The organism is Tessaracoccus sp. OH4464_COT-324, from assembly GCF_003932855.1.
Lineage (GTDB): Bacteria > Actinomycetota > Actinomycetes > Propionibacteriales > Propionibacteriaceae > Arachnia.
In genome coordinates, this window is the sequence record NZ_RQYZ01000024.1 from 19,610 (window position 1) to 36,664 (window position 17,055).

Consider the following 17,055-nt stretch of genomic DNA (forward strand, 5'->3'; position numbering starts at 1 on the left):
CAATCCTCCTCATCACCAGACGTAGGCGAGCACTTCGCCGCCCACGGACTTAGCCTTTGCCTGCTTGTCGGTCAGCAGACCCTGCGACGTCGAGATGATGGCGATGCCGAGACCGCCAAGCACTCGCGGAAGCTGGGAGGCCTTGGCGTAAACGCGCAGGCCCGGCTTGCTGATACGACGAAGGCCAGCGATGGAACGCTCCCGGGAGTCGCCGTACTTCAGGGTGACCTTCAGCACTTTCCCGACCTGACCTTCGTTCTCGATCAGCTCGTAGCCGGCGATGTAGCCCTCGGCCTTCAGGATCTCGGCGATCCCGACCTTGATCTTGGACGACGGCATGGAGGCCGAGTCCAAGTACGCCTGATTGGCGTTGCGCAGACGAGTAAGCATGTCTGCAATGGGGTCAGTCATTGTCATGACTTATACCTCTTTCTCGCGCCGGTTTCCCGTTTCCGGGACCTGTCGCGTCAATGGATCTACAGGTTCTCTTGGATCACCAGGACGACTTGGTCACACCCGGCAGTTCGCCGGCGTGGGCCAGTTCGCGCAGGCAGACGCGGCACAGTCCGAACTTGCGGTAAACCGACTTGGGACGGCCGCACTTCTGGCAGCGGGTGTAGGCGCGCACACCGAACTTCGGCTTGCGGGCCTGCTTTACCTTGAGCGCAGTCTTAGCCATGCCTCAGCCTCACTTCTTCTTTTTCTTGGCGTAGAAGGCGGGGCCACGCTTGGCCTTGGCCTTCTTCGGGTCGTCGACCGCCTTGAACGGGAAGCCAAGGTGCTTGAGCAGCGCACGGCCCTCGACGTCGTTGGTGGCGGAAGTGACAAAGGTGATGTCCATGCCACGCACGCGGTCGATCTTGTCCTGGTCGATCTCAAGGAACATGACCTGCTCGTTGAGGCCGAAGGTGTAGTTGCCCTTACCGTCGAACTGGCGGCCGTTGAGTCCACGGAAGTCGCGGATGCGCGGGAGGGCGAGCGTCAGGAGACGATCGGCAAACTCCCACATGCGATCCCCCCGCAGCGTGACGTGGCAGCCGATGGGCTGGCCCTCACGCAGCTTGAACTGGGCGATGGACTTGCGGGCCTTGGTAACGGCCGGCTTCTGGCCGGTAATGACGGTCAGGTCGCGGATGGCACCGTCGATGATTTTCGAGTCGCGCGCAGCCTCGCCGACGCCCATGTTCACGACGATCTTCGTGAGGCCGGGGATCTGCATGACGTTGGCGTACTTGAACTCCTCCTGCATCGCAGGAACGATCTTCTCGCGGTACTTAGCCTTCAGACGGGGCATTTCGCTCATCAGATCTCCTCCCCGGTCTTGCGCGCGATCCGGACGGAACGCTCGGCCTTGTACTCGGAGCCGTCGGGACGACGCTTCATGACCTCGACTCGCTTGTAGCCGATGCGCGTCACGACCTCCTTGCCGTCAACCTTCACGACGAGCTGCACGTTCGAGGCGTGGATCGGTGCCTCGACGGAGACAACGCCGCCTTCGATCTTGCGGCCGGAGGGGCTCTGCTGCTCGCGGCGATGACGCTTAACGACGTTCACGCCCTCGACGATCACGGTCTCCTTCTCCGGGTTGACGGCGATGATCTCCCCGATCACGCCCTTGTCGCGACCCGCGATGACCTTCACCCGGTCGCCCTTCTTGACGTGGAGTGCCATGTCAGATCACCTCCGGGGCGAGGGAGACGATGCGCATGAACTTCTTCTCGCGAAGTTCACGAGCCACGGGACCGAAGATGCGGGTACCGCGAGGCTCGCCGTCGTTCTTAAGAATGACGGCCGCGTTCTCGTCGAACTTGATGTAGGAACCGTCCGGACGACGGCGCTCCTTGCGCTGACGAACGACGACGGCCTTGACCACGTCGCCCTTCTTGACGGTACCGCCAGGGATCGCGTCCTTGACGGTGGCGACGATGGTGTCGCCCAGGTATGCGTAGCGACGCCCGGAACCGCCGAGGACACGGATGCAAAGGATCTCCTTGGCACCAGTGTTGTCGGCGACCTTCAGTCGCGACTCCTGTTGGATCATTTTTTCTCCTTCGTCTCGCCGGTTCCAGCAACTGGCCTGGCGAAACTAGAAACTTCCCCCCTGGATTTTGCCAGGAGGCAGCCCCCTGCTCGAGAGAGTGGGAACCCTATGCGGTGCCCGGGAGAGGTCCCCCCGATCAGGGCACAGACCCAAAGCACCGTGGATTATGGTAGCGCAGCACTTCCGAAGCGCGAAATCCGTAGTGGTAAGAGATTGGGGCGGCCCTCTCGGCACCGCCCCAATCTCTTACGTCGTCCTGCTACGAGCAGGCAAGCCGGGCCATCGCCCAGTTCGCGTGATCGGAGCCGTTACCGTTGCCGGCGTCGCCCACTTCAAGTGTCAACTGGCTATTTCCGGTGATATCGACGCTGATGTCCAGTGGAGCGTCGCCACCGTTACGTCCAGTGGCCGGAACGATGACTCGGTTCCCATCGCCCTTTACGGTGAAGGTCACGGAGCCATTTCGACCATGCTGGACGCCCGCCAACGCTTTGAACGTCTTGCACTCAGCCGGAACATCGAAGGTCACGCTACTGCGGGCGTGTACGCCGATGCCCTTGGGGTAGAACTCACCTGCGATGCGCATCGGTTCGCCATCGCCAGATCCGCGTTCGCCGTTGCTCATATCCCATTCGACTGGGCCCCAACCGTTCGTCGGAGTGCCAACAACGCGGTCTCTCATGTCCGAGAGGAATCGCTCGTTGGCTGGCACCGCGAAACTGGCAACGGTCATGCTCTGCGACAACTCTTGGGATTTGCCTCCGACGTTGTAACGTGCTTTGACCGTGAGAGTGCCGTTAGGCTGATCGGCCGAAGAGGTAACCCCGAACTCGGCAACTCCGTCCTCAACGTTGCGCTTGGTGACTGCCCAACCTTCTGGAGCCTCCAGAACGAAGTCCAAGTCCCTCAGCTCTGCGCTTTCAGCGGAACTGAGCCGCGCAGTGACGGTGAACTCACGCTCGGAGATAACCGTCGTCGGGCCAGAGATCTCCAGCGCGGCGCAGGGGGCCACGTTTGCAGATTCGCCGAGATCCTCGACCCTAACGTTATCGATCGTGAGATCGGCTTGGTAGCCGCCTGCGTCCTTGCGGAAGCCGACCCACCAACCGAGCTGGCAGCCGCCGGTATCGAACTCGTGCGAGAAGCGCTTGGTTTCGTGCACGCTTTCCAGCGGAGTTTGCTCGACGGTACGCTCCGCGAGTCGACCCTCAACGAATTGGTCGAAGCCGTGCACGAAGCTGTACGTGCCGTCAAGACCAACCTGGGCGTCATAGCTGACGCGGTATCTGTGGCCTGGCTTGAACGGCATCGAGCCGGTAGTGGAGCGCAAGATCATACCGCGGTTCTCTTCATGGGCGAGCAGGGACCAGTTGCCGTCAAGCACGTTATCGATGATCTTGCCACCCTCAACGACCGCGCCGGAAGCGTTCTTTCCCCACCAACCCTTCTGCGAGTATGGCGCATGCAGTTCAGCCAGCTGAGTGCGGGCGTCGCCTCCCTGGGTGGAGCCGGTCACGAACGGCCAGTACCCGGTGTCGACGTTCTCGAAGTCTTCGAAAACGATAGTCTCGGCTGTCGGTTTCTTGTCTTCGGCTGGGGTGAACTTGACCACCCGCAGATCGTCAACTTTAACAACAGCATCGCCCTCCCCTGCCGCAACTTTGAACGTCACCGGGCCGCCCGTGGTAGAGAAGGTCACCCGGACACGCTGGTATCCCTGAAGGAACTTCTCGTCCGAGGCGGTGGAGTTCACCGGAGCTGAGTAGCGGATTGACGAGATGGCGTAGCCGTCCTTGCCCTCATCATCAGCCATCGGAAGACCAGTCTTCGGCAGCCCGGGACGAACGACAGGAGGCTGCGGTTTGGGCATGGGCTTCACGGTGGGATCATCACCCGGTTTGGGGTCCGGGCTCGGTTTGGGGTCCGGGCTCGGTTTGGGGTCCGGGCTCGGTTTGGGGTCCGGGCTCGGTTTGGGGTCCGGGCTCGGCTTCGGCGCCACTGGGTCGGAACCTTCCTGGTACTGGGTCGGCTTCACGCCCGGGCCAGAGACACTCACGCTCACGTCGCGAGCCTTGCCCGGCTCCACCTCGATCCAGGCCCACGCCGAGTAGGTGCCCGCAGGAAGATCAAACGCGCCCGCATCACGAGCCACCACGGAACCAGGGTTGCGCAGAACCTGCGAGAGCTCCGACTTACCCGAACCCAGTTCGGCGTACAGGTTTCGTCGAGCATCCAGCTTCACGCTGACGTTGCCCTCGGTCTTGTAGGCGTCCAGGTTCCCAGAGAAGAAACCGGGATCCTTGACCGGCTGCCCCTGACCCCAATCCGGTGCCTTGGCCGCAGGGATGGCGCCCGACGCGAAGAGCACGTAGGGCTTCCCGGCCTCGACGTTCAGGGTCACCTCGCCGTTGTTCACTGGGATCTTCTTCTCGTTCGCCCGGCCCTGGTCGGTGAGTTCGAACATGGTCAGTTCGCTCTGGTCCTTCCAGGAATCGGTGAGACGCCAAGTGGTTTCCCCACCCTCGGGGTTGAAGTGATACAGCCGGTCGCCGCCGTCGGTCCAGGGCAGGAGGTACTTACCCTGGGTGTAGACGCGAGCACCGTCATAGTCGATCTCGCGGTTCACTGGAATCACAGAGCCGCCGATGCTGCTCAATGGGCTCGTCGCCACGGTACCGTTGGCGAACACGATCCGGTTGGTATCCCACAGCATGATGTCCGACTGCTGCAGGAACTTGGTGGGCAGGTTGCGTTGCCAGATGTTTTCGAAAAACTCGTTGGCGTTCGTGTGCCCGGTCCAGCCCTCGAACTCGTGAATGTTGGAATTGGAGAGAATGGGATGCGGGTTCCAGATGTCCTTCTTCGCATTGTCGATGAATCGCAGCAGGACGGAGTTCACACCTTTGTTGGTTTCCCCACCGTAACGTTCCTCGTTCGCCCAGTGACTCCAGGTGGATTTGCGGGGATACTTGTCCGCCCACTCGGTGGCCATGTCCCAGCCCTGCTTGTTCAGTTCGTTGACTAGGCGCTGCGCTTCCCAACCGTCTGGGTAGTAGACGTCCATGTATAGGAAAGACAGGTTCTCTGGCACCTCGTCGCGGAACTGCCGGAATCGCTTCAGGACGTTTCCGGTACCCAAATCCTTGGGTCCATTCATGTAGTAAGACTGGTTCATCCAGCCCCAGGCCGCGCTCGGAGGCATGATCAACAGATCCTCGCTGAAGGCACGCGCCTCGGAGTAACTCTCGGTCGTGTTCACGTGCACGCCGAAAGTGGCGTTGAACTTTTCTCCTTCGTTCACGAGCGTCTTCAGATCAGCGAGCCCGCCAGCGCGCTCGTTGTAGTGGCCTGCATAGTCTCCCTGCGCAGAATCGTGGCCCTCGGCCTGATAACCCTTCAGCATGACCCACTGGCGTAGGCCCTCGGTAGCGAGCGAAATACGCTTGGTGTCATCCAGTGTGCGCAGGAACGGGTGGGTAGCTTGGGACACAATGTTGAAGGGGATGCGACGAACCACCAGGTTCTTCACTTCGTCGCTGCCCGGGACGCCGTCCGCTATCTCTCGGGCAGCGATGGCACCGTCTTGCCAGTCAACCACGGTGTCTGCGTTAGCGTCTGCCGTGAGCTTCACCCTGACGAACGGATCCGGATCAGCTCCGATTCCGCCCTCCCCGTCCACCGTAGAGTGCCCACGGATCACGAAACTGGCGGGGCCGACGGCCACCGAACCAGCCGTACCGCCCGGCGCGTTCACCGCCACAAAACGGTCTCGGCCCTGCGCGGAGCGGCGCTTGTGCGCAGACGACGCGGTGTTGTCCTCAATCGCGTTAGTCTCAAAGCCCGCAGCCAGCGTGCCGTTCGTAGCCACCGCCATGTGCAGTCGGTTCTCCTGCTCAACCCGAGCGTTGCGCGCGTCGAGCAGAACGTCACCCGCCACGTTACGATTGACCGACAAGAAGGCACCAACCACACCCGCTTGGTCGCTCTCCTGGGCGCTCACCGAAACCAAGTTGAGGCCGGGAACCGCCACACGCCGAACGACATTGCCCGGGTCAACGATGTCCGTCAGTTGCCAGGTGAGCACGCCGTCGGCCACCTTCAGCTTAGCGTTCATGGAAACCCCGGGAATCCCCGGGACGGTCAACGGGTAGACCAGGGCGTCCGCGCTCTTCTGAACTTCGCCCACTTCGACTGCTTCGCGCTTTTCGTTGATCGAGATCGCGTCCAGCGCTGCTCCGTCGTTGCCCCGCATCTCCTCGCCACCCAGCACGTAGCCGATCACCTGTGGGAACTCTGGATGGGCCTTGACAGTCAGCTTGCCGTCAGTGATAACGAGCGGCTCAACGCCGGGACCGGGGCTTGGCACCGGCGATTCCGTGGGTGGGACGCTGGGAGCTGGTGGGTCAAGCTCCCCTTCGACGAGATCCGCGTTGAACTCCGCGAGGGAACCCACCTGCTCCTCGCTGCCGTCTCCGCCCCAGGAGGAGAGGTACTCCACTTTGACGCAGGTGGCCGCCTTGGGCTGGTCAAGCTTGATCACGGACTCACTGAGATCCGGGTTGCCGGGGTCACCGCCATCCGGCACCACCGGAATCGCGCCGCTGGCCGCGACCTCAAAACCGCCGGAGCAGTCTGGGGTGGCGGAAGTGTAAATCTTGTACTCGTGTACCCGGCCTGAGCCCCGCGAGGACTGGCGCGGATGCAGGCGCACTCGGCCAATCTGCTTGGGCTGGTCCGATTCCTTATCCAGCCGCACGGTAAGCGTGTGTGGGAACTCTGCGGCACCGTCTTTCCACTTGGAGTGCCAGTAGGTGCTCACATCGCCGTCGAGAACAAGATTTGCCCGACCTTGGGTGGCTCCTTCGCCAGAGAGTTCCTCTGAACTGACCGACGTGATCGACATCTTGCCCTGGGGCAGCGGAGTGTAGGTTTCTTCTGCCCAAGCTGGTGACAGCGGAGCCAGCCCGGCCACGAGTAGTGCCGAGATAGAAACGGGCAGCACCCTGGTTAGGGACCGCCCAAAGGGCTTCTTCACTTAAGCCTCCTTCTCTGCGTTGAGTCCTCCCCAAGCCGTCCTGCCTGAAATGCCTGACAGGGCCTGGAGAGTGAATAGCCAAAGACACCGTAGCCCCCGCCCTTGGAGACCGCAACGCAAAGGCCTATTACAACCAAAATGGTTGAGCGATCACGCTCGAAGCCTGCCAAAACAGAGGTCTGGTGAGACGGCCCGGAGGATTGAAAAGTTGCACACCACCGCCGCAATTCCCGCCGAAATGAGCGAAAAAAGAGGGTGGACCGGCTCTGCTGACCCGGTCCACCCTCGATACTGGATTACTTGGCGCGCTCCACGATAGAGACCAGGCGCCAGCGCTTCTGCGCCGACAGCGGACGAGTCTCCATGACACGGACAAGGTCGCCGATTCCGGCGCTGTTCTCCTCGTCATGTGCCTTCACCTTGGACGACTTGGTCATGACCTTGCCGTACAGCGGGTGCTTCACACGGTCCTCGACCTTGACGACGATGGTCTTGTCCATCTTGTCACTGACGACGATGCCGGTGAGCACCTTGCGGCGACCGCGCTCCTTGGTGGATTCCACCTTGTTCTCTTCGCTCATCACTTCTCCTCATCCGGCTCAGGGACGATACCGAGGTTGCGCTCCTGCAAGACCGTGTAGACACGAGCGATGTCCTTGCGCACCTCGCGGAGACGACCATGGGATTCCAGCTGGCCGGTGGCGGCCTGGAAGCGGAGCCCGAACAGCTCCTCCTTCAGCTCGATGACTTTCTCGTTGAGAGCTTCGCGGCTGAGACCACGCAGATCTGCGGCTTTCAGTGCCTTGCTCATCACTCACCTGCCTCGCGCTTAATGAAACGTGCCTTGAAGGGCAGCTTGTGGATTGCGAGGCGCATGGCCTCGCGGGCAACGTCTTCAGCCACACCGGAGAGCTCGAAGAGCACCCGCCCAGGCTTGACGTTGGCGACCCACCACTCGGGCGAACCCTTGCCGGAACCCATGCGGGTTTCGGCCGGCTTCTTGGTGAGCGGGCGGTCGGGGTAGACGTTGATCCAGACCTTACCGCCACGCTTGATGTGGCGGGTCATGGCGATACGAGCGGACTCGATCTGACGGTTGGTCAGGTACGAGGACTCAAGGGCCTGGATTCCGTAGTCACCGAACGCGAGTTTGGTGCCGCCCTTGGCGGCGCCGTCGCGCTTGGGGTGATGCTGCTTACGGAACTTAACTCGACGAGGAATCAGCATGTCAGGCTCCTGCGTTCTGGGTCTCTACAGCCTCAGCGGGCTTCGCTGCGGCCTCGGCGCGACGACGACCGCCGCGCTCGGGACGTTCCCCGCGGCCTTCGCCACGGCCCGGGCGACGACCCGGGCGCTGACGCCCGCCGGGGGCCTGGTTATGTGCTGCTTTCTGGGCCTGACGCTCGGCGCGAGTGCCGGTAACGTCGCCCTTGTAGATCCACACCTTCACACCGATGCGGCCGAAAGTGGTGCGGGCCTCGAAGAAACCATAATCGATGTTGGCCCGCAGCGTGTGCAGCGGGACGCGGCCCTCACGGTAACCCTCGGAGCGCGACATTTCAGCGCCGCCCAGACGGCCAGAGCACTTGATACGAATGCCCTTGGCCCCCGCGCGCATGGCCGACTGCTGGGCCTTGCGCATCGCGCGGCGGAAGGCCACGCGAGCGCCGAGCTGCTCGGCAATACCCTGCGCGACGAGCTGCGCGTCGGTCTCGGCGTTCTTCACTTCGAGGATGTTCAGCTGAACCTGCTTGCCCGTGAGCTTCTCCAGCTCGCCGCGCACGCGTTCCGCCTCGGCGCCGTTGCGACCGATGACGATGCCCGGGCGGGCGGCGTGCAGGAAGATGGTGACGCGCTCGGAGCGGCGCTCGATCTCGATCGAGGAGATGCCGGCCCGCTCCAGGGTCTTGCGCAGGTACTCGCGGATCTTGACGTCCTCGCCGACGAGCTCGGCGTAGTTCTTGTCGGCGAACCAGCGGGTGGTGTGGTCGGTCGTGATGCCGAGGCGGAAGCCGTTCGGATTAATCTTTTGTCCCACGATTAACCCTCCTTCGACTCGCGGGGTTCGACGACGACGGTGATGTGGCTCCCGCGCTTCAGGATCCGGCTGGCGGATCCCTTGGCTCGGGGGCGGATCCGACGAAGGGTGACGCCCTCGTCGACGAATGCCGCGGATACGTACAGGTCCTCGGCACGCAGCTCCTCGTTATGGCCGGCGTTGGCGACGGCCGAGGCCACCACCTTGTATACCGGCTCGGAGGCCGCCTGCGGCGCGAACTTCAGTGCGGTGAGGGCGTCCTTGACGTCCATGCCGCGAATCAGGTCCACTACGCGACGAACCTTGCGCGGGCTCATCCTCACGTGCTTCGCGATGGCGAACGCGCCAGGACGCTCCCCGAGCAGGGTCTCGCGACGACGGCTCATGCCGTTTTCGTTGCTCATATATCAGTTCCTACTTCTTGAGACGCCTAGCGACGGCGCGACTTCTTGTCTTCCTTCACGTGCCCCTTGAAGGTACGCGTCGGAGCGAACTCGCCTAGCTTGTGACCAATCATGGACTCGGTGATGAACACCGGGACGTGCTTGCGGCCGTCGTGGACCGCAATGGTGTGACCCAGCATGTCCGGCACGATCATGGAGCGCCGGGACCAGGTACGGATTACGTTCTTCGTGCCCTTTTCGTTCTGAGCGTCCACCTTCTTCATCAGGTGGTCGTCAACGAAGGGGCCCTTCTTCAGACTGCGTGGCATTGTTCAGGCTCCCTTTAGCGCTTCTTACCGGTCTTGCGGCGACGGACGATGAGTCGGTTGCTCGCCTTCTTCTTGCTGCGGGTGCGGCCCTCAGGCTTGCCCCACGGAGAAACCGGGTGGCGGCCACCAGAGGTGCGGCCCTCGCCACCACCGTGCGGGTGGTCAACCGGGTTCATGACGACACCGCGAACCGTCGGGCGGATGCCCTTCCAGCGGTTGCGGCCAGCCTTGCCCCAGTTGATGTTGGACTGCTCGGCGTTGCCCACCGCGCCGATCGTCGCGCGGCAGCGCACGTCCACCATGCGCATTTCGCCCGACGGCATGCGCAGCGTGGCGTACTTGCCCTCGCGAGCCACCAGCTGGATGGCGGCACCAGCGGAGCGGCCCATCTTGGCGCCGCCGCCCGGGCGGAGCTCCACGGCGTGCACGACGGTGCCCACGGGGATGTGCCGCAGCTCAAGGTTGTTGCCCGGCTTGATGTCGGAGCCTTCACCCGAGACGATCATCGTGCCCTGGCCCAGACCGTTGGGCGCGATGATGTAGCGCTTCTCGCCGTCCAGGTAGTGCAGCAGGGCGATGCGGGCGGTGCGGTTGGGGTCGTACTCAATGTGAGCGACCTTGGCCGGCACACCGTCCTTGTCGTAACGCTTGAAGTCGATCAGCCGGTAGGCCTGCTTGTGGCCGCCACCGATGTGCCGGGTGGTGATCCGGCCGGAGTTGTTGCGGCCGCCGGTCTTCGTCTTGGGAACGAGCAGCGACTTCTCAGGCGTCGAACGAGTGATCTCAGCGAAGTCCGAGACGCTGGCGCCACGACGGCCCGGCGTAGTCGGCTTGTACTTACGGATACCCATTAAAGTTCAGTTCCTTCCTCGAGCCGCTTACTCAGTCGGGCCGAAGATGTCGATGCGGTCGCCCTCGGCCAGGGTCACGATCGCGCGCTTGGTGTCGGGCTTCTTGCCGATGCCGAAGCGGGTGCGACGACGCTTGCCCTGCCGGTTGGCGGTGTTCACGCTGGTGACCTTGACCTTGAAGATCTTCTCGATGGCGATCTTGATCTCGGTCTTATTGGCGTCGGGAGCGACGATGAACGTGTACTTGTTCTCGTCGAGCAGGTTGTAGCTCTTCTCGCTCACGACGGGGCGCAGGATGATGTCGCGATGGTCGCGGATCTTCAGGACGTTCACTTGCCCTCCTCCGAGTTGTTGGCAACGGCAGGAACGAACCCAGCGGCCTCGGCGGCGGCGGTGCTGTTGAACCAGACCTCAGCCTTGGTGCGGCCGTACCAGGGGGATTCCGGCGTGTGGTACTTGCCCGAGTCGGCGTTGCCCTTGATGTCGTAGCCCTTGGGCGGGTTGTCGCCGACGTACTGGCCCTCCACCGCTTCTGCGACCGCAGCCTCGGCGAGCGCTTCAGCCTCGGTGGCGACTGCCTTCACGGATTTGCCCTTGGCGGGGCCAGCCACGAACGCGGCGAGCGCGGCCTCGGTGAACACCACCTTGTCGTTGACGAGCACGTCGTAGGCGTTCAGCTGGTCAACGGCCAGGGCGTGCACCTCGGCGATGTTGCGCAGGCTCAGCCATGCGACGTCCTCGAAGCGGTCGAGCACGACGAGGACACGCTTGATGTCACCGAACGGCTCCAGCGCCTTGATGGCCTGCTTGGTGGACGGCTTTTCTCCGGCCACGATCTCCTTCACGACGAACACCTGGCCGTCACGAGCCCGATCGGACAGCGCGCCACGCAGTGCGGCCGCGATCATCTTCTTCGGGGTGCGCTGCGAGTAGTCGCGCGGCTTGGGGCCGTGCACGACACCGCCGCCGGTCCACTGCGGAGCGCGCCGCGAGCCCTGACGGGCGCGGCCGGTCCCCTTCTGGCGCCACGGCTTAATGCCGCCGCCACGGACCTCACCGCGGGTCTTGGTGGAGTGCGTCCCCTGACGGGCCGCCGCGAGCTGGGCCACCACGACCTGGTGCATCAGCGGGACGTTGGCCTGGACGCCGAACAGCGCCTCGGGCAGCTCGGCCTTGCCGGCCTTCTTACCCTGCGCGTCGAGAACATCGACAGTCATGTTGCTCATGCTGCGTCACCCTTCCGAGCAGCGCTGCGCACGACGACGAGCGAGCCCTTGTTGCCGGGGATGGCGCCGCGCACGATCAGCAGACCGCGCTCAGCGTCCACGGCGTGGATCTTGAGGTTCTGGACAGTCACCTTGTCGTTGCCCATCCGGCCGGCCATGCGCAGGCCCTTGAAAACTCGACCGGGAGTGGAGCAACCGCCGATAGAGCCGGGCGAGCGGTGCTTGCGGTGCACACCGTGCGAGGCGCGCAGACCGGCGAAGCCGTGACGCTTCATGACGCCGGCGGTGCCCTTGCCCTTGGTGGTGCCGGTCACGTCAACGAACTCGCCGTCAGCGAATACTTCGGCGGTCAACTCCTGGCCGAGGGTGAACTCAGCGGCGTTGGCGGTGCGCAGCTCCACGAGATGCTTGCGGGGGGTAACGTCGGCCTTGGCGAAGTGGCCCGCCTCGGGCTTGGTGACGCTCTTGGCCTTCTTGGCGCCGTAGCCGAGCTGCACGGCGGAGTAGCCGTCGGTCTCGGGGGTGCGCACCTGCGTCACGACGCAGGGACCGGCCTGGATTACGGTTACGGGGACGACGCGGTTGTTCTCGTCCCAAAGCTGGGTCATGCCGAGCTTGGTGCCCAGGATGCCCTTAACGATTCGTTCAGTCATGCTTGACACCTCACGGAAGCTTGATCTCGATGTCGACGCCCGCTGGAAGATCAAGGCGCATCAGCGAGTCGACCGTCTTGGGGGTGGGGTCGAGGATGTCGATGAGGCGCTTGTGAGTGCGCATCTCAAAGTGCTCGCGGCTGTCCTTGTACTTATGGGGCGAACGAATGACACAGAACACGTTCTTTTCGGTGGGCAGCGGCACGGGGCCCGCCACCTTTGCACCGGTGCGAGTCACAGTGTCGACGATCTTGCGCGCCGAGCTGTCGATGACCTCATGGTCATACGCCCGCAGCCTGATGCGGATCTTTTGTCCCGCCACAGTTGTTCCTTCTACTCGTCCCTATTTAACTGGAGTTCCAGTGGGGCAAAACCCCTTGTCGCACCGCACCCCGTACTCGGGTGTGTCGCGCCTTATCCCGGTTTGGAGCCGCCTCCCATCTCGCTGGTTGGCCATCCAAACACGCAGGTTCAGACCGACTTCGGTAGCGGTTCCGCGGCAGATTAATTCCGCTGCCCCGCTGAGCAACTTGACTATCTTGGCACGAAGTCGCGCCGTGACCAAATCGTGGGCTCAGGCCGTGCGCATCACTGCCACCGGATCGCGCGTGGCAGCGTACCAAGCAGGCGGCAACGAGGCCAGACACGCCGTCGCACAGTTCAACCACGCGACCCCGACGGTGAAGCCGAGCGGCGCCCCCTGCGGACTGATCGCCCAGCCGGCAGCCACCCCGGCGACGGCGCCCGCCCCCGCCGCGACGGCGACGCGGGCAGCCACCAGGCCGACGAGCCCGAGCCGCGTGATGCCGAGCGTGCGTCTCCTGCCCAGATCCCGACGGCGGATCAGCACGTCGCTCAGCACAACGACGGCCACCATCAGCGCGCCCACCCCCAGTATCAACAGCAACAGGCTGCGGCCAAAACCCGCTATCTCGGCGCTGGCCTGCCGCAGACTCTTGGTGAGGGCAAGCGGGGCGGCCACCCGCAGGTCCTCGGGGCTGGCCTCGATGAGAGCAAGCGTCGCCGCGCGCGATGCCTCCGCCGTCGCGGAGGAACTCGCCACCACATGCATCCGATGCACGGACACCCCCGCGCTCAGCTCCGCCCGCGACGGGGCGGGCACGCTGAGCGCCAGTTGATTGAAGTGTTCGAAAGGCGGCATCGCCTCGAAGGCGCCCACCACCTGCCACTGCTGCCCCGCCGCGGCAAGATAGCCAGACGGCTCGGCGAGGCCGAGCCTCGCGAGTTGACCGGCGGGCAGGATCACCTCGCCCCGCCCGGGCTGCGGCCAGCGGCCGCGCACCAGTCGGACCGAGCGCTCGTGATCACCGAAGATATTGGCCACGGCCACAGTGTTTCCGCCGCCCAGCGCACCGTTGACCGCGTCCACGGGCGTCGTCGTGCCGACGGCCAACTCCGTCACATCCAACGAACGGACGCCGTCCAGCACCGCCGGGGTGATGAGCGCGTCGCCCAGCGCGGTAACGGTCAGCGTCCGCGCGGCCGGCGATTCCAGCTCCGCCCGGAACCGCGCCTCCACCTGCGCCTGCCTGCCCACCGTGGCGAGGGCCGCGGCCGTCATCAGCGCAACCACCAGGGCCAGCAGCGCGCTCGGCACCGAAGCACTTCTGGCGCTCCGCCAGGCCTCGCGCAGCAAGCCCCAGGTCGTCACAGTCGTACCACCTCGTCGGCGGCAGCCACCACCGCCGGGTCGTGGGTGGCGATGATCACCGTGTGCTTCTCGGCCACTTCCGCCAACGCCGCCAGAACGCGCTCACCCGTTGCCGGGTCCAGGTTGCCGGTCGGCTCGTCCGCCAGCAGAATCGCGGGATTGTTGATGAGTGCCCGACAGATCGCGACGCGCTGCGCCTGCCCACCCGAGATCTGGCCCGGCCGGTGGTCGGAGCGCTCCCCCAGACCGAACCGCTCCAGCAATTCGTAGCCCCGATCCCGCGCCTCGGCGGGGTTCGAACCGGCATACACGCTGGGCTCCAGCACCGAGTCGATGACAGGCCGCGTGGGGTCCAGTTCGGAGTCCTGGAACACGAAGCCGATCTCTCGGGCGCGGATTCTTGAGCGGTGTCGATCCGGCAGGCGCGACACGTCGTCGCCGCCGAGGCGCACTACCCCAGCGGCGGGCGTGAGCAGCAGTCCCAGCAGGTAGAGCAGGGTCGACTTCCCTCGGCCCGACGGCCCGGTCAGCGCGGTCACGCCTCCAGCGCGGAACTGGTGATTCAGGCCCCCAAAGAGTTCACTGCCTCCCTTGCGGTAGGCGAAACGGAGCCCCTCGACGGCGAGCATCAGACCACCGCGCGCACTCGTTCGCCCGGGCTGACGCCATCGACGACGGCCTGCCCGTCGGCGACCGCCCGGACGTTCACCTCGCGCCGTTGGGTACCGCCATCCACGAGGACCTCGACGGTGATTCTGCCGTCGGGCTGATAGCTCAACGCCGAGACCGGCACTATCGGGCCCTGTTCAGGCGGCGCGATCACCACCTCAGTCAGCAACGAACTTTCGTTCAGAGGCAACGTGGCGCACTCCATAGCGCACGGCGGGCCGCCGTCGGGCGCGGTGACCGGCATGGCGACGCCGTCGTCCCGGCCGCTGGCCTCACCCAGCACCCCGGCCCAGGAGTGCGCCCCATGGCGCACCTTGACCGCGGTCCCTGCCGCCACTTGGGCACCCTGGCTGCGGGTCAGTTCCATGACGAAGGTTGGCTCCCCGGCCGCACGCCGAAGCAGCACCTCTCCGCCGCCCAGTTCGGCACCCGGCCAGCCGTTCTCCTGGTCAACAAGTAGCTGAGCGGGCAGCTGAGGAACCGCGATCAGTTCACCCAGCGTGAATTCTCCGGTGGCAGGCTGCCCTTGGGCTTGCTGCCACGCCTTCACCTGGGCCACCGTCGTCGCATCCCAGACGTCCTTCGGGCTGTCGAGCACCCCGAGCCGGGCCAGCGCCTCCTGCACCACCAGCACGTCGGGGCCAGACGTGCCTGCCGACATAGCACGCCACTGCGCGCCAGCACCCTGAATGACGCGCACCGGGGTGGCTCCGACTGTGTACACCGTCGCGCCTTCTGCGAACTCCCTCGAATCAGCGATGCTGGTCAGGGTGCCCACCAAGCGGTTAGCAGCCACCGGTTGGGTCGCGCGCGTCACCTTCGTTGACAGCGTAAGCACCCTGCCCAACTCTCCGGAGCGCACCTCGACGCCGACCTGGTCAACCGGCTGTTGCGCTACCTCGTCCGGCGTGCTGAGCGTTGCCCTGCCCGCCCAGAAACTCGCCGCCATTGCCCCGATCCCGAGCGCCACCCCTCCGACGGCTCGCCAGCTAACGGCCATAAAACACTTCCGGAGGTGGATAAGGCGGGCAGTCGGCATACTTCTTGCGTTGTTCGGCAGAGCGCGCCAGCAGCACGTCGCTGGGCCACCAATCCAGCCGGTTTGTGAAGAAGCTGGAAACGTAGGCCTCACGGGTCGGCTGCTTACTGCGATCGATCTCCAGTCCGTGTGCCGCCATGCACGGAATGAAGTACTGATCCCAGTAGTCGTAGAGCAGCCCGAGTTGCGCTTCCGACCATTCCTCGGCGTAGAGTGGGTCAAGCGGATACTTGGCGAAACACACGTAGTCCGCGAGGCTCAGGGCAGTAGCCTGGGCCTCGGGGACGCCCTCGGGGTAACGAACGCCCACGCCGTCGGGCTCCGCTAGAAACCCTGCCGCGGTGAGGCACTCTGCCATGGCTTCGCCGTGGGACTCCGAGTCAGTCCAGCGGACCATGTCCACCCGGGGAATCTCGGTCAGCCCTCCTTCTTGGGCTCTTTTGGCCAGCCGGTCCCGATAGTAGATCTGCCGCTCCTCCTCTGTCGTCTCCTCGGTGACGATCTCCACCGTCGGCTGCCAGCTTCGGTAGTCCCACTGCTGGGTTGCTGTCCCGACAGGCCCCGGCCCAGCGGGGGCGTCGCGCTGAGCACACCCGGCGACGAGGCCCACCAGCGCCAAGGTCAAGATCAAGATTCTAGACATGTTCTCCATATCTCACAGAAAGTTGTCGCAGTATCCGTAGCTCCCCGAATACAGGAGGGTATGCGCAGAGACCCTCCACCGATAGTCACCGCTCAGATTGGACACGCCGTACCCGACGTACGAAGCCGACGAACGGTAGTACACCCGCCCATGGATCGATATCACAAGAGGTGAATCCAGTCGCTGCATCTCGCCGCGCGCCGCCACTACCTCCCCCTGATCCGCCCGGAACGACTAGCAGCTTCTGCCATCGGCGCAGAGAACAAGACCAGAAGCACAGCCAAAGCGGAAGTAAGCATCTTTTTCATATTTCACAACCCCTTCGTTGCTTTGCTTGCGGCCAGGGTAGCGAACAGGGTTGAAAGCGTCAAGGGTGCGGTTCCCCCCCGGATCGTGGAGGGCTTCCTTATGCGGCTTGCCGGTAGGGGGCCGCGTTGTTCTCGTAGTTGACCGGGCTCATCATGCCCGCTGAGCTG

The 17,055-nt window shown here is 64.1% G+C and carries 21 protein-coding genes; all 21 read right to left on the reverse strand.

Translation table 11 applies throughout. The annotated features are described in order from the left end of the window. Positions 1 to 12: 12 nt before the first annotated feature. Positions 13 to 417 (reverse strand): 30S ribosomal protein S8, encoded by a 405-nt coding sequence (gene rpsH, locus EII42_RS10720; protein ID WP_125172119.1) that lies wholly within the window; start codon positions 415 to 417, stop codon positions 13 to 15. 76 nt (positions 418 to 493) lie between these two features. After that, positions 494 to 679 carry a type Z 30S ribosomal protein S14 gene (locus tag EII42_RS10725; RefSeq protein WP_028705025.1) on the reverse strand — a complete coding sequence of 62 codons (186 nt, stop codon included), beginning with the start codon at positions 677 to 679 and terminating at the stop codon, positions 494 to 496. 9 nt (positions 680 to 688) lie between these two features. Further along, complete coding sequence (gene rplE, locus EII42_RS10730) at positions 689 to 1,303, reverse strand: 50S ribosomal protein L5 (RefSeq protein WP_125172120.1); 615 nt, start codon at positions 1,301 to 1,303, stop codon at positions 689 to 691. Continuing rightward, on the reverse strand, positions 1,303 to 1,671 hold the full coding sequence (gene rplX, locus EII42_RS10735) for a 50S ribosomal protein L24 (protein ID WP_125172121.1): 369 nt from the start codon (positions 1,669 to 1,671) through the stop codon (positions 1,303 to 1,305). The genes rplE and rplX overlap by 1 nt, the downstream gene beginning before the upstream one ends. Before the next feature lies 1 nt (position 1,672). After that, positions 1,673 to 2,041: a 50S ribosomal protein L14 gene (gene rplN / locus EII42_RS10740; RefSeq protein WP_028705028.1), complete on the reverse strand. Its 369-nt coding sequence runs from the start codon at positions 2,039 to 2,041 to the stop codon at positions 1,673 to 1,675. A gap of 259 nt (positions 2,042 to 2,300) precedes the next feature. Next, positions 2,301 to 7,076 (reverse strand): endo-alpha-N-acetylgalactosaminidase family protein, encoded by a 4,776-nt coding sequence (locus EII42_RS10745; RefSeq protein ID WP_125172122.1) that lies wholly within the window; start codon positions 7,074 to 7,076, stop codon positions 2,301 to 2,303. A gap of 296 nt (positions 7,077 to 7,372) precedes the next feature. Further along, positions 7,373 to 7,657 (reverse strand): 30S ribosomal protein S17, encoded by a 285-nt coding sequence (gene rpsQ, locus EII42_RS10750; protein ID WP_125172123.1) that lies wholly within the window; start codon positions 7,655 to 7,657, stop codon positions 7,373 to 7,375. After that, on the reverse strand, positions 7,657 to 7,887 hold the full coding sequence (rpmC, locus tag EII42_RS10755; protein ID WP_125172124.1) for a 50S ribosomal protein L29: 231 nt from the start codon (positions 7,885 to 7,887) through the stop codon (positions 7,657 to 7,659). The genes rpsQ and rpmC overlap by 1 nt, the downstream gene beginning before the upstream one ends. Then, the gene (rplP, locus tag EII42_RS10760; protein WP_125172125.1) at positions 7,887 to 8,303 is read right to left on the reverse strand and encodes a 50S ribosomal protein L16; all 417 of its coding nucleotides are present in this window, start codon (positions 8,301 to 8,303) and stop codon (positions 7,887 to 7,889) included. The genes rpmC and rplP overlap by 1 nt, the downstream gene beginning before the upstream one ends. 1 nt (position 8,304) lies before the next feature. Continuing rightward, entirely contained in the window at positions 8,305 to 9,114 is an 810-nt protein-coding gene (gene rpsC / locus EII42_RS10765; RefSeq protein ID WP_125172126.1) for a 30S ribosomal protein S3, read from the reverse strand. A 2-nt stretch (positions 9,115 to 9,116) separates the two neighbouring features. Then, complete coding sequence (gene rplV, locus EII42_RS10770) at positions 9,117 to 9,518, reverse strand: 50S ribosomal protein L22 (protein WP_125172127.1); 402 nt, start codon at positions 9,516 to 9,518, stop codon at positions 9,117 to 9,119. Positions 9,519 to 9,544: 26 nt separating this feature from the next. Next, complete coding sequence (rpsS, locus tag EII42_RS10775; RefSeq protein ID WP_125172128.1) at positions 9,545 to 9,826, reverse strand: 30S ribosomal protein S19; 282 nt, start codon at positions 9,824 to 9,826, stop codon at positions 9,545 to 9,547. A 14-nt stretch (positions 9,827 to 9,840) separates the two neighbouring features. Next, a complete protein-coding gene (gene rplB / locus EII42_RS10780; RefSeq protein WP_125172129.1) occupies positions 9,841 to 10,677 on the reverse strand; it encodes a 50S ribosomal protein L2 in 837 nt (278 codons plus the stop codon). A 27-nt stretch (positions 10,678 to 10,704) separates the two neighbouring features. Beyond that, complete coding sequence (gene rplW, locus EII42_RS10785) at positions 10,705 to 11,010, reverse strand: 50S ribosomal protein L23 (RefSeq protein ID WP_199729859.1); 306 nt, start codon at positions 11,008 to 11,010, stop codon at positions 10,705 to 10,707. Further along, positions 11,007 to 11,903 (reverse strand): 50S ribosomal protein L4, encoded by an 897-nt coding sequence (gene rplD, locus EII42_RS10790; RefSeq protein WP_125172130.1) that lies wholly within the window; start codon positions 11,901 to 11,903, stop codon positions 11,007 to 11,009. Before rplD ends, rplW begins: the two co-directional genes overlap by 4 nt. Continuing rightward, positions 11,900 to 12,556 (reverse strand): 50S ribosomal protein L3, encoded by a 657-nt coding sequence (rplC, locus tag EII42_RS10795; protein ID WP_125172131.1) that lies wholly within the window; start codon positions 12,554 to 12,556, stop codon positions 11,900 to 11,902. Before rplC ends, rplD begins: the two co-directional genes overlap by 4 nt. A gap of 10 nt (positions 12,557 to 12,566) precedes the next feature. Next, entirely contained in the window at positions 12,567 to 12,878 is a 312-nt protein-coding gene (gene rpsJ, locus EII42_RS10800) for a 30S ribosomal protein S10 (RefSeq protein WP_015071250.1), read from the reverse strand. A 252-nt stretch (positions 12,879 to 13,130) separates the two neighbouring features. Next, a complete protein-coding gene (locus tag EII42_RS10805; protein ID WP_125172133.1) occupies positions 13,131 to 14,228 on the reverse strand; it encodes a permease in 1,098 nt (365 codons plus the stop codon). Then, positions 14,225 to 14,857 carry an ABC transporter ATP-binding protein gene (locus EII42_RS10810; protein WP_125172135.1) on the reverse strand — a complete coding sequence of 211 codons (633 nt, stop codon included), beginning with the start codon at positions 14,855 to 14,857 and terminating at the stop codon, positions 14,225 to 14,227. The genes EII42_RS10805 and EII42_RS10810 overlap by 4 nt, the downstream gene beginning before the upstream one ends. Then, on the reverse strand, positions 14,857 to 15,846 hold the full coding sequence (locus EII42_RS10815; protein ID WP_158676485.1) for a peptidoglycan-binding domain-containing protein: 990 nt from the start codon (positions 15,844 to 15,846) through the stop codon (positions 14,857 to 14,859). Before EII42_RS10815 ends, EII42_RS10810 begins: the two co-directional genes overlap by 1 nt. A gap of 40 nt (positions 15,847 to 15,886) precedes the next feature. Beyond that, on the reverse strand, positions 15,887 to 16,579 hold the full coding sequence (locus EII42_RS10820) for a hypothetical protein (RefSeq protein ID WP_125172138.1): 693 nt from the start codon (positions 16,577 to 16,579) through the stop codon (positions 15,887 to 15,889). Positions 16,580 to 17,055 lie beyond the last annotated feature (476 nt).

Excerpts from the sequence above, each read along its gene's own strand:
- rpsH (WP_125172119.1), bottom strand. The coding sequence starts at position 417 with ATGACAATGACTGACCCCATTGCAGACATGCTTACTCGTCTGCGCAAC.
- EII42_RS10725 (WP_028705025.1), bottom strand. The coding sequence starts at position 679 with ATGGCTAAGACTGCGCTCAAGGTAAAGCAGGCCCGCAAGCCGAAGTTC.
- rplE (WP_125172120.1), bottom strand. The coding sequence starts at position 1,303 with ATGAGCGAAATGCCCCGTCTGAAGGCTAAGTACCGCGAGAAGATCGTT.
- rplX (WP_125172121.1), bottom strand. The coding sequence starts at position 1,671 with ATGGCACTCCACGTCAAGAAGGGCGACCGGGTGAAGGTCATCGCGGGT.
- rplN (WP_028705028.1), bottom strand. The coding sequence starts at position 2,041 with ATGATCCAACAGGAGTCGCGACTGAAGGTCGCCGACAACACTGGTGCC.
- rpsQ (WP_125172123.1), bottom strand. The coding sequence starts at position 7,657 with ATGAGCGAAGAGAACAAGGTGGAATCCACCAAGGAGCGCGGTCGCCGC.
- rpmC (WP_125172124.1), bottom strand. The coding sequence starts at position 7,887 with ATGAGCAAGGCACTGAAAGCCGCAGATCTGCGTGGTCTCAGCCGCGAA.
- rplP (WP_125172125.1), bottom strand. The coding sequence starts at position 8,303 with ATGCTGATTCCTCGTCGAGTTAAGTTCCGTAAGCAGCATCACCCCAAG.
- rplV (WP_125172127.1), bottom strand. The coding sequence starts at position 9,518 with ATGAGCAACGAAAACGGCATGAGCCGTCGTCGCGAGACCCTGCTCGGG.
- rpsS (WP_125172128.1), bottom strand. The coding sequence starts at position 9,826 with ATGCCACGCAGTCTGAAGAAGGGCCCCTTCGTTGACGACCACCTGATG.
- rplB (WP_125172129.1), bottom strand. The coding sequence starts at position 10,677 with ATGGGTATCCGTAAGTACAAGCCGACTACGCCGGGCCGTCGTGGCGCC.
- rplD (WP_125172130.1), bottom strand. The coding sequence starts at position 11,903 with ATGAGCAACATGACTGTCGATGTTCTCGACGCGCAGGGTAAGAAGGCC.
- rplC (WP_125172131.1), bottom strand. The coding sequence starts at position 12,556 with ATGACTGAACGAATCGTTAAGGGCATCCTGGGCACCAAGCTCGGCATG.
- EII42_RS10810 (WP_125172135.1), bottom strand. The coding sequence starts at position 14,857 with ATGCTCGCCGTCGAGGGGCTCCGTTTCGCCTACCGCAAGGGAGGCAGT.
- EII42_RS10815 (WP_158676485.1), bottom strand. The coding sequence starts at position 15,846 with ATGGCGGCGAGTTTCTGGGCGGGCAGGGCAACGCTCAGCACGCCGGAC.
- EII42_RS10820 (WP_125172138.1), bottom strand. The coding sequence starts at position 16,579 with ATGTCTAGAATCTTGATCTTGACCTTGGCGCTGGTGGGCCTCGTCGCC.